Raw genomic sequence first — 10034 nt, forward strand, 5'->3', positions numbered from 1 at the left:
ATGTTGGGGTCTATCTCATTTAATCAATCTCATCAAAGTTCATTAAGCCACAATAACAGAGAAAACATTCATGGAAATTCTGGTATAGATCCATCCAGGTCAGAGGAGAATATTTACTTTGTTCAAAAGGACATCCGAAGTGTATACAAGGATATCTTTCAAGAAGCAGTGGACAAGTATAACGAGAAACAAAAACGGAATGACCGTAAGATTAATGACTACTATGACAAAATACATAAAGACGATAAGACACATGAGCAACGAGAATTGGTTGTAGCGGTCGGAGAGGGTAAAGATGACCCAAAGTATAGGGAAGCTAAAAAAGAAGCGTTAAAACAGTATGCGGAGGCGTTTCAAGGGCGAAATCCAAATCTAGCAGTCTATAACATGGTTTTACATGATGATGAAGCCAATCCGCATTTACATATTAACTATGTACCGCATTTCGAAAGTAGTCGAGGATTAACGAAGCGTGTCGGAATGGATAGGGCTTTGCAACAACAAGGTGTAGAAGGAACGGGAAGAAAGTTAATTGCACATTGGAGAGAATTAGAAACGGCCTATATTGAGCAATTAGCGAAAGAACACATCCCGAATTTTGAACGTGCCAATGTAGGTTCACATAAATACATGAAAGTCCGTCAATACAAGGAATATGCAGAAACAAAATCAATTGTTGAGAATCAAGTACAAGAAAAAGAAACGCAGTTACAAACGATTGATCATCACTTAAAAAATGTTGAAGAGAAAACAAATGAATTACAAGTAGCGAAAAAGAGTTTGGAAAGTGATGTCGTTGATAACTACAAAGAATTAGAGATAGTGAAACAACAAGTAGAGAGTGAAAGTGAAAAGTTGCAGTTAATTGGCCAGCGTCATATAGAGTTAGAAAAAAGAGTAAAACAAATGCAAAAAGAATTAGATAGTGCTACGGATCAAGTGCCAAATGAGCCGGTTGTAATTCCGTTTTTGCGTAAAGAAGTAATAACACAAGTACAGGATAAAATGATTGGGAAAGCTGAAGTCAAGAAGAAACAGACAAGAAATTATGTATTATCACCGGAACAATATCAAGAATTTACAAAACAAGTGAATGCAGCGGTTACTATCAAAAAGGATTATGAGCGTTTGAAAAAGACAGATTTTGTGAAAGAGAATGAGAGTTTAAAAGTGCATGCAGAGGGATGGATGGAAGAAAATCGAACATTGAAACAAGAAAAAAATCAGTTACAAAAAGAAGTTGGTGTGTTAAATAGAGAAATTAGCTCATTAAAAGCTTATATAAAGGGTTTACAGACGAATATAAGAGTTTTGTATGTACAAACGAAAAAAGTTTTTAAAGAGCAATTTAAGGCGTTTAGAGGGATTGTTAAAAATGAATTGGATAGTAAGGGAATAGATAATCAATTTGAACGTGAGCATAAAAAAGAAATGAATAAACATCGTGGATTTGACATGGAACGGTAAAAAAACAGGGAAACTTTGTTTTTATCTTTAAGGTTATTGAAAACGTGATAGAATGAAAAAAAGAGCCATGCTGGAACATGACTCTTTTTATAGGGTATTCTATGAAAATACCTAGACTTCATTTATCTGATTATAGATTATCATAATTTGTTTTATAATCAAATAGCAAAAAATAGGTGTTTTTGTTGATTCCCTTAATTTAGAGGAGGAATTAACAATGAATGAAGAATTGGGACAAGCTTTAAATAAAGCTGATAGAAATGCCAGAAAAAGAGATTTTGAGAAAGATGGAAAACAAAGAGACCAAGCTGAAGAACTAAAAAAATCTCTTTTACAACAGTTAAAAGAATTAACTGGAGAAGACCATTATGTTGGAACTAATAAAGATCCATTTGCTGGAGAGCCATTTAATCAAGTAATGCACAGAAATTTAGATTTGTTGAATAGTATTGGTTATTTAACTCAAGCAGAAGAAAGTTTTTTATTTAGAATTCAAGCTTATTTGGAATTTAGAAGTAATGTTATTATTTGTAGAGATGATAAATTTAAAAGGAAACGAAAGAGCGCTGAGGAAGATTTTGAGTTACCAAAAGCAGCAACTGTTTCTGAAATTGCTGAAATGATAGGAAAATCAAGAGAAAAAACTTCTTTGGTTATGAATTCATTAAAGAAAAAAGAAATTTTACTTAATCCAGAAGGTGCTGGACAAATTATTGAAAATGGTCGCACTGTAAGTCCTAGAACATGGGTGGTAAATCCTTACATAATGATTTGTGCACCTCGAAAAAATGAAGTAAAACTTGATAAATTAACGATGAGATTGTTTCAATATTCTTTGAAAAATCTTAAAGATCAAAATGGTAAAAAAGTAAAATTACCAGCTCGATTTTTTTAGACTGTATCAATTTGATATAGTCTTTTTTATATGTATTTTAAAGCATGTTATCCACTTTGTTACTTATTTGTATTTTTTTAGGTGTGACGAAAACGTCACAAAAAGGCTTAAAAGTGTGACGAAAACGTCACACCCCAAAAAGTGTATTCAACCCAGTCATATCAAGGGATTTACACATTTTTTGTAGATGCTCTCTATTATCACTATTATTAAAGGCTAAAAGTTCCGCAAGGAACAGGTAGTATTTTTGAGCAAACAACGCTCAAAAATCTCCACCTTCAGGAGAAAAAAAGTCGGTTCGTTAATCCTCACCTAAAGGCTATCGCCTTTTCTTTTTTTTCCTGTCCTTGCAAAACTTTTTTCGGCTCGTGTGTTTTTCTCGCCAAGCCGACAGACAAAAAGCAAAGCAATGGTTCTCGACTTGGACTAGCAAGTGTACGAGCCGAACCGCTTAGATCATTCGTCCCAAAATAGTTCTTATTCAAAGAATAGATACGTAATACGTGGGGTTTCGCCCCCACACGACGCGCCAGCACTCTAGCCAAAAAGCAAATTTCAAATCAAAAGACCAGAACAAAACCACGTTAAGTAAATAATAATAAGCTGTCCATATGGACAGCTTATTTACATAATTTTCGTTATTGGTAGTTAGGTTTCTTTAGTTGAATGGGAATGTTTTGATCCAGTAGAAGAATGCAAAACCTCCAGCTACAAATAAAGCAGCTAAAATGAATGTTATTAGAGGTATTTTATTTTTCATATTTTTTCCTCCAATGATTTAATCTTAAGCTAATTTAGTTAATATAACATGCGTTATTGGTAGTTATTACAAACCCCTCCCGTTTTGAAGAAGGAAATGTTCCTTACTTCTGTTTGTTCTCTTCTAAAAGTTTGATAATCTGTTCATTCTGCTTAATCTGTTGTTCGGAATTATTTCTAATCAGCCGAAGATTGTCCCAAATCAGAATGAGAAAAACGAGTGGAACCATTGCAAACAATACAGACAGCATAATATCTCTCCCTTTTTCCTAATTGTACCATTTAGAAAGAGTAATAAGGTGCTGAAAGTTGGATGTATATTTTATACATACTCAGTTAACATAACGTCTCATTATCGGTAGCAAATATTTTGATAGAATCTTTGTAAATACAAGGATTCTTGTTTTTATGTCTATTTATTTCTTATACAGGATTTTATACATGGTTGATATAGTGGGGATCCGGAGGATCCTTGCTATTCTTTTTTTGCATAAAATCTTGTATAAATAAAAAAGATTTTGATGTTATTATCGAGAAGTAATAAGTATTAGTGTTAAAATTGAAATGTATTTCGAAATTAATTCGTTTTTAAAATCGGTTGTGATATCAGTTGTAAGTTAATTCCGATTTTGATTAAAGTGTTGATTTAATAGTGTTTATGAGTAAAAAATGTATTCCGTTTTTGGGGGAGGAATTGAAATTGGAACTAAAATCGGAAATGTATACACCGAAAATCGTTGCGGATCGTTTAGGGGTGACCCCTGATTTATTAAAAGTATGGTCAAACGAATTTAATATACAAACGGAACGAAGTCAGGGAGGGCATCGTAGGTACTCTAAAGTAAATATAGAAGAATTAACAGCAATTAAAGAAAAAATACAGGTACAAAAATGGTCTTATGATCAGGTTCGGGCATGGCGAAATGGGGAACTTGATTCGTTTGTTTCAAAAGAAGAAAAATCGGAATTAGAAAAGAAATTGGATGAAGTATTAGAAAATCAACAATTACAAAATCAGTTCAATCAAGCGCTTGTTCAAAAATTACAGGAAATTACGAATGAATTAGTTACTACAAAAGAGCATTTAGCTAATACGGAGAAAAAATTAACTGAAGTAGAAGGTAAAAATAGCGAATTAGAAGTTTTTATAGAGAAGAAGCTAGAGAAGCGAGATCAGTTATTGCTTGAAAATATTAGAGATATACAGAAGCAAAATCAGAAACAAAAACGGAAAGGTTTTTTCGGTTTGTTTAAAAATTAAATATGATTGATATTTTGTAGAGTTCCAATGTCGGAAAAAGAAGAATAGAAATATAACATACATACAATAAGGGAATGCAGTATAGATCAGTCTACAAGCATTCCCTTGCTTTATTTATTACAATGAATTTATAAATTTTAATATAGAGTTAATAGTATATGAATTATTGCATATGGTTTTATTTTGAAATTATATTGTTAATATTTCAAAATAAAGATATGCTTATTTAGCATTCATTGGAAATTCCAATTTATTCTTTAGGAGGTAAAAAAATGAATTTAAAGAAGAAAGTTTCTAGTTTTGTATTAGGTGCTGCTTGTTTAGGTGCTTTTGCTACTGCTGCTGCTGCAGAAACAGTTAGCGTTGAAGGTGGTACGTGGAAGCATTGGTATGAAGATGGTATTGTTTATTCTCATTACTATCATGATGAGTTAGTGCATAGCTCAGCAGTTAAAGTGGGAGATAAAACGTACCCTAGTGGTTGGAAAGCTCCTGGTGATTGGGCAAAAGCTTCTGCTACATATAGTTGGTATAATTCTATTAGAACGTTTTATAATGTTCAATAATTAATTGATTATGTATAAAAAGATTTCAGTGTATTCTACTGGAATCTTTTTATATATAAATTTATATATAATAATTAAAAGATAATAGGTGAAATAATGAAAAAAGTAATTTTAATTATAATAAGTTTAGGTTTTTTAATATGTTCTTCTTTAAGTGTTTTTTTATTTGATTTAAAAGAGTCATATGAACAAATATATTTTCCAGGAGAGAATGTTTCTACATTTGAGGTAACATCATGGAAAAAAGATAAAAAAAATATTGATATTTTAAATGAGTTAGATCAATTTGCAAAAGATAATAAGATTAATGTATATAAAAAGCAATATTCTACATCTAATAAAGGTGGAGTTAATTATGATTATTATTATTCAATTTATGTTCCGTCTAAAGTAAGAGATGTTATTCCTATAAATAATAGTAATATAAATAATAAAGGAGTTTTTTCAACTAATAGTGGAGATATTGAATTATTTAATAAAAGTTCAAATATGGTACTTCAGCCTTTATTAAAAGCGGAAGAAAAATCAGTAATAGGTTTTTATAGTTTTCAATATAAAAATAGTAGTCAATATAAATTGATTACAGATAAATTATCAAGTTTGGGATTAGTTTATAATAGCTATAATTCATTAGACTTTAAATATGTTATTAGTACATTTTTTGCGATGCCAGGTATATTTATTTTAATGTTAAGTGTAATTATTTTCATTGTTATGTTATTTTTTGTTACGTTATATGAAATTTTTATGCGATATAAGGAATTAGCTATTTTAAAACTTTATGGGTACAGGAAGAGAACTATTTATTTTCAGATGTTATTTGAAAAAATGAAATTGATTTTGTATATTATGTTTCCGATTTTAGGTATTTTCTTTACTTTTGTTTGGGTTAAATATGAAGGGAATAGGTTTTTAGAGTTTGTTTTGTTTAGCATATTAATCTTTTTAATATATATTTTGATTACTATGCTTATTAGTAGTTTGGTTTTCTTTGTTATAAGGTTTGTTACTATTCAAAAAATGATTAAAAATAAACAACCTTTTAGGTTTGTTAATGTTTTAAATATAACAGCAAAATATATAGCATCTTTTGTAATGGTGTTTTTAATTTTTAATATAGTGGATAAACAAAAAGATTTAAATATGAAAATTGATAGAGTTAAAGATTGGGATAAAGTTAAATCATATGTTTTTTTTGAATATGGAGGGAAAGCATCTGATTCAGCAAATGATAGGCAATTACATTATCAAAATGCTAAAAATATAGTTGATTTATATAAAGAAGTTGAAGAACGTTCAATTGTAGTAGCTCCTTCTGATTATTTTATGCCGGGTGCACCAGATATTAATTACTCTGAAAATATTTCAAACAAATATATTGTTATTAATAGTAATTATTTAAAAATGCATCCAGTTTTTGATATTAATAATAAATCGTTAGAAGGTTTGAAACCAAAGAGTGATACAGAATTGACATTATTAGTACCAGAGAAATATCGCTCAATGGAAAAAGAAATTAGAAGTCACTTTTTAAAATATTTTAGATTACAAAAATATTTTGATAAGGTGTTTATTAAAGAGATGACTAAAGATGAAATGAATTTGCAAAATATAACTATTGATTTTCATTATATAAAGAATAACCAAAGTAATTTTTTATATGATCATACTAATTCATTTAAAAATGAATCGGTAATAGATTCTATTTTAGTTTTAATTGATTCTAATACTTTTGGTCCGGAAAGTTATACAAGCTTTTTAGGTAATGGTCGTATTTTTACTAAAGTTGTAGATATTAACAATTCTTATAAAGAATTATTACCAGTTATTTCAGATACTAAAACAGAAGAATTAATTATGGGAACTCCAGGAGTATATGGATCAGTATCTAAAAAAATTAATGATTTAAAGCAAGAAAGTTTAATGTTGAAATTTACACTGTTATTTGTGAGTATAACGTTGCTCTCGATTATTTTTATTACAGTATTGAATTATTTAGAGCGTAATAAATATATCTTAGCTGTTAAAACAATTCATGGTTATTCATTTATAAATAAACATTATAAATTTATTTATGTTTCTTTAGGTTCGTGGTTTATAACTTTAGTATCTTCTGTAGTATTGTTTGGTTTTTCATTATTTGTTATTTCATCTAATTTAGCATTAATATGTTTAGAATTGTTATTGATTAACTTTATTGTAAGGATTTTAGAATATAAAGAAATTGTATCTGTTGTTAAAGGAGAATAGAAATGATTGAAGTGAAAAAATTAAGTAAAAAATATAATTCACATTATATTTTTCAAGATATAAATTTAAAAATTTCTCGTGGGGAAATGGTTGCATTAGTAGGTCCAAGTGGGATAGGGAAGTCAACATTATTGAATATTATGGGATCTCTAGAACCTTTTGATGCTGGTGAAGTATTAATTGATGGAGAAAAAATAAATTATAAGGATAATGTGAATTTATTACGTGAAAAAATAGGTTTTTTGTTTCAAAACTATGCATTAATTGATCAGGAAACAGTTAGTAAAAACCTAGATATAGCTTTAAAATTTAAAAAGGTTGTAAATAAAGAAGAATTAAAACAAAAAGTAATGGATAAAGTTGGGCTCTCTAATAAAATGAAGCATAAAATTTATGAATTAAGTGGTGGTGAACAACAAAGAGTAGCATTAGCAAGATTAATGTTGAAACCATGTGAAATTATTTTAGCTGATGAACCTACGGGTGCATTAGATTCAAAAAATCGTGATATGGTTTTGGAATTTTTGAAAGAATTAAATCGTGATGGAAAGACATTGGTGATTGTTACACATGATCCTTATGTAGCTGAATTTTGTGATCGTCAAATTGAATTAAGTTCAAATAATTTAGTTATAAGTTGAAGTTTTAAAGAAGTGGGAAATGATGGATTTTTATCATTTCCCACTTCTTTTTAATTTTAAAATTAAAGTTCATAATATGATTATTTGAATTGGAATAATATTTTAATAAATGGTTCTTTTTCGTATGAGTTTTGGAATGATAGATATTATTTATTTAAGTGTTTTTGTTTGTTTATAGATATAAATAGTCTTTCTTTTACTCTGTTTTTTTCCAACTCAGTTGTTCTTATTTCTTTAAAATCATCATTGTTTATCTTTATATGGTTTAATAATTTATAAATATCTTTCATATTTTTATCAACTCCTTCAATTTAATTGTTATATGTATTAACCTAATATTGGTGATGATATCTTATTATATATAACGTATTTTTTTGTATAATCTCTTATATAAGAAATGTATCAAGGATATTATCTTTTTCCTCTTTATTAATACCAATGTATTTCAAGGTGATTTGTGGTGTACTGTGATTGAGTATTTCTTGCAACATAGCAACATCTTTTGTTTGTCTATAGAACCAATAGCCGAAGGTTTTGCGCATGGTGTGGGTACCAATGGATTCTACACCGGCAAAATCTCCGGCTTTTTGCAATTGTCGATAAGCCTGGATTTTACTAATGGGTTTGTCTCCTTTTCGAGAAGGGAATAACCAGGTATTTTCTAGTGTTTGGGCATACGAATAGACTTCATCAAAAATAGAAGTAAGGTTAATCATGCGTTCTTTCTTTGTTTTTCCTTCTTTGATTTTGAATTCTTTTCTCTTTTTTTGTTTTAGCTTTACTATGGTTTGTGTTTTAAGTTGAAGTAGATCACTAACGCGTAATCCGGTATGAATGCCAATTAAAAATAGGATATAGTCTCGTTCGGAACAATGACGTTTAAGAGCCCATTTCATATCTTCGATCTGTTCTTTGCTACGGATGGGTTGGACATCAATGAGATGTGGTTTTTTGTTCATGGATTTTCGACCTCTTTATTTAAAGTGTTTTGAATGTATACTTTTGTTGTGTGAATTGAGGATATCAGAGAAATTGGTGAGAAGTCAATGATTAAGGGGAAATGAATGTAAACTAATATCTAAAAGTTTACATTGGAACTTACAATTGAAACCCAACATACAATGCTATGAGCATTTACAACATAGTCTTAGTCAAAACCACAGCGATTGTTGTGGTTTTTTATGTTGATGAAAATGAAAGTAAACTTCTATTCAAAAGTTTACTTTCGAGAATAACAAAAACGAGGATTTAGGTAGCACGACTTGGACTAGCAAGTGACGGCATGTCGCCAAGCCGAACATACTAAAAACAAGAGGATGTTAATAAAATGGAATTGTTGTAAAAGTAGTAGGATATATACTTTGAGATGGATATTCTATAGCTGGATAATATTGTATCGTTCCATGATAAGGTATAGATGGATGATAATGGTATGGCATATGTTGCATAGCATGTTGCATTGCATGGATTGTTACTTGAGTTGCATGGAGTGAAAAGACTGGGCCTGCTTGTCTGTTTCCAATATAGTAAGGATTTATCATAATAATTCACCTCAGTTAAAAATAAATAAACATTTATATAATATGTCTAAAAATTAAACAAAGTGTTTAGTTTTAAATCAATGAAAAACAAACAAATCGTATAAAATCAGTATAGCTTGTCTGATAGATTCTTTTGGATGTGTAGGAAGTTAAATCGAGGTTAGGGATTAATTTGGAGCGTCTGAAGCGCATGTATGGGTAATTGTTGTTGTGGTGGATCAGGTATTCAGTCGCCAATAGGTGGAATGAAATAAATGTAATTAAACGAGTTATATATGGCGTCTGTCAACGGTAAGCGGACCGGAGGGAGCATTAAGGAGTTGACAGATTCACTACACCCAAACCCTCTTGTGGTTGTCAAACGGTACGCGTTTGACCCTGCCTACCGGCGAGGGAGCCCCCTCAAAAAAATGAGGGGGTTGGGGGTGTTTTTTTATGGGGTCTGGGGAACTCTTCCCCAGTGGGTTTGGGCAAAGCCCAAGGTTTGTTTTTACCATGCTAAGCATGGCTCGGCAACGCCGAAAAGCGTCGCAGACCCCTATCGATTTTGATACGTTAGTGTCAAAATAAGTATAGGGTTACTCTAATTGACTCCATTTCGTCGCTTTGCTAGACTTATGGTATCAATTAATCTAGGGAAAGTGGTGGCATTTT

The 10034-nt window shown here is 30.2% G+C and carries 9 protein-coding genes; 6 read left to right on the top strand and 3 right to left on the bottom strand.

Translation table 11 applies throughout. The features are described from left to right. From EXW56_RS26255 to EXW56_RS26280, 6 genes are all read left to right on the top strand, one after another. Entirely contained in the window at positions 1 to 1467 is a 1467-nt protein-coding gene (locus EXW56_RS26255; RefSeq protein ID WP_215597594.1) for a plasmid recombination protein, read from the top strand. Positions 1468 to 1684: 217 nt separating this feature from the next. Beyond that, a complete protein-coding gene (locus EXW56_RS26260; RefSeq protein WP_064449629.1) occupies positions 1685 to 2362 on the top strand; it encodes a hypothetical protein in 678 nt (225 codons plus the stop codon). Positions 2363 to 3821: 1459 nt separating this feature from the next. Beyond that, positions 3822 to 4382, top strand: a complete 561-nt coding sequence (locus EXW56_RS26265; RefSeq protein WP_215597595.1) for a MerR family transcriptional regulator — start codon at positions 3822 to 3824, stop codon at positions 4380 to 4382. Between the two features lie 272 nt (positions 4383 to 4654). Beyond that, the gene (locus EXW56_RS26270; RefSeq protein ID WP_215597596.1) at positions 4655 to 4948 is read left to right on the top strand and encodes a lactococcin 972 family bacteriocin; all 294 of its coding nucleotides are present in this window, start codon (positions 4655 to 4657) and stop codon (positions 4946 to 4948) included. 96 nt (positions 4949 to 5044) lie between these two features. Then, on the top strand, positions 5045 to 7198 hold the full coding sequence (locus EXW56_RS26275; protein WP_215597597.1) for a DUF1430 domain-containing protein: 2154 nt from the start codon (positions 5045 to 5047) through the stop codon (positions 7196 to 7198). 2 nt (positions 7199 to 7200) lie between these two features. Further along, the gene (locus tag EXW56_RS26280) at positions 7201 to 7839 is read left to right on the top strand and encodes an ABC transporter ATP-binding protein (protein WP_215597598.1); all 639 of its coding nucleotides are present in this window, start codon (positions 7201 to 7203) and stop codon (positions 7837 to 7839) included. Positions 7840 to 7985: 146 nt separating this feature from the next. Here the strand turns inward: EXW56_RS26280 and EXW56_RS26285 are convergent, their stop codons facing one another. The 3 genes from EXW56_RS26285 to EXW56_RS26295 form a co-directional block, all read right to left on the bottom strand. Continuing rightward, positions 7986 to 8129: a hypothetical protein gene (locus tag EXW56_RS26285; protein ID WP_215597599.1), complete on the bottom strand. Its 144-nt coding sequence runs from the start codon at positions 8127 to 8129 to the stop codon at positions 7986 to 7988. Positions 8130 to 8225: 96 nt separating this feature from the next. Then, the gene (locus EXW56_RS26290) at positions 8226 to 8798 is read right to left on the bottom strand and encodes a tyrosine-type recombinase/integrase (protein WP_215597600.1); all 573 of its coding nucleotides are present in this window, start codon (positions 8796 to 8798) and stop codon (positions 8226 to 8228) included. A 360-nt stretch (positions 8799 to 9158) separates the two neighbouring features. Continuing rightward, on the bottom strand, positions 9159 to 9380 hold the full coding sequence (locus tag EXW56_RS26295; protein ID WP_215597601.1) for a hypothetical protein: 222 nt from the start codon (positions 9378 to 9380) through the stop codon (positions 9159 to 9161). Between the last annotated feature and the right edge of the window lie 654 nt (positions 9381 to 10034).

Origin of the sequence: Bacillus mycoides (assembly GCF_018742245.1) — a bacterium.
Classification (GTDB): domain Bacteria; phylum Bacillota; class Bacilli; order Bacillales; family Bacillaceae_G; genus Bacillus_A; species Bacillus_A cereus_U.

What these genes read in the sequence shown, in the direction of transcription:
- EXW56_RS26255 (WP_215597594.1), top strand. Translation starts at nt 1, where the DNA reads ATGTTGGGGTCTATCTCATTTAATCAATCTCATCAAAGTTCATTAAGC.
- EXW56_RS26260 (WP_064449629.1), top strand. Translation starts at nt 1,685, where the DNA reads ATGAATGAAGAATTGGGACAAGCTTTAAATAAAGCTGATAGAAATGCC.
- EXW56_RS26270 (WP_215597596.1), top strand. Translation starts at nt 4,655, where the DNA reads ATGAATTTAAAGAAGAAAGTTTCTAGTTTTGTATTAGGTGCTGCTTGT.
- EXW56_RS26275 (WP_215597597.1), top strand. Translation starts at nt 5,045, where the DNA reads ATGAAAAAAGTAATTTTAATTATAATAAGTTTAGGTTTTTTAATATGT.
- EXW56_RS26280 (WP_215597598.1), top strand. Translation starts at nt 7,201, where the DNA reads ATGATTGAAGTGAAAAAATTAAGTAAAAAATATAATTCACATTATATT.
- EXW56_RS26285 (WP_215597599.1), bottom strand. Translation starts at nt 8,129, where the DNA reads ATGAAAGATATTTATAAATTATTAAACCATATAAAGATAAACAATGAT.
- EXW56_RS26290 (WP_215597600.1), bottom strand. Translation starts at nt 8,798, where the DNA reads ATGAACAAAAAACCACATCTCATTGATGTCCAACCCATCCGTAGCAAA.
- EXW56_RS26295 (WP_215597601.1), bottom strand. Translation starts at nt 9,380, where the DNA reads ATGATAAATCCTTACTATATTGGAAACAGACAAGCAGGCCCAGTCTTT.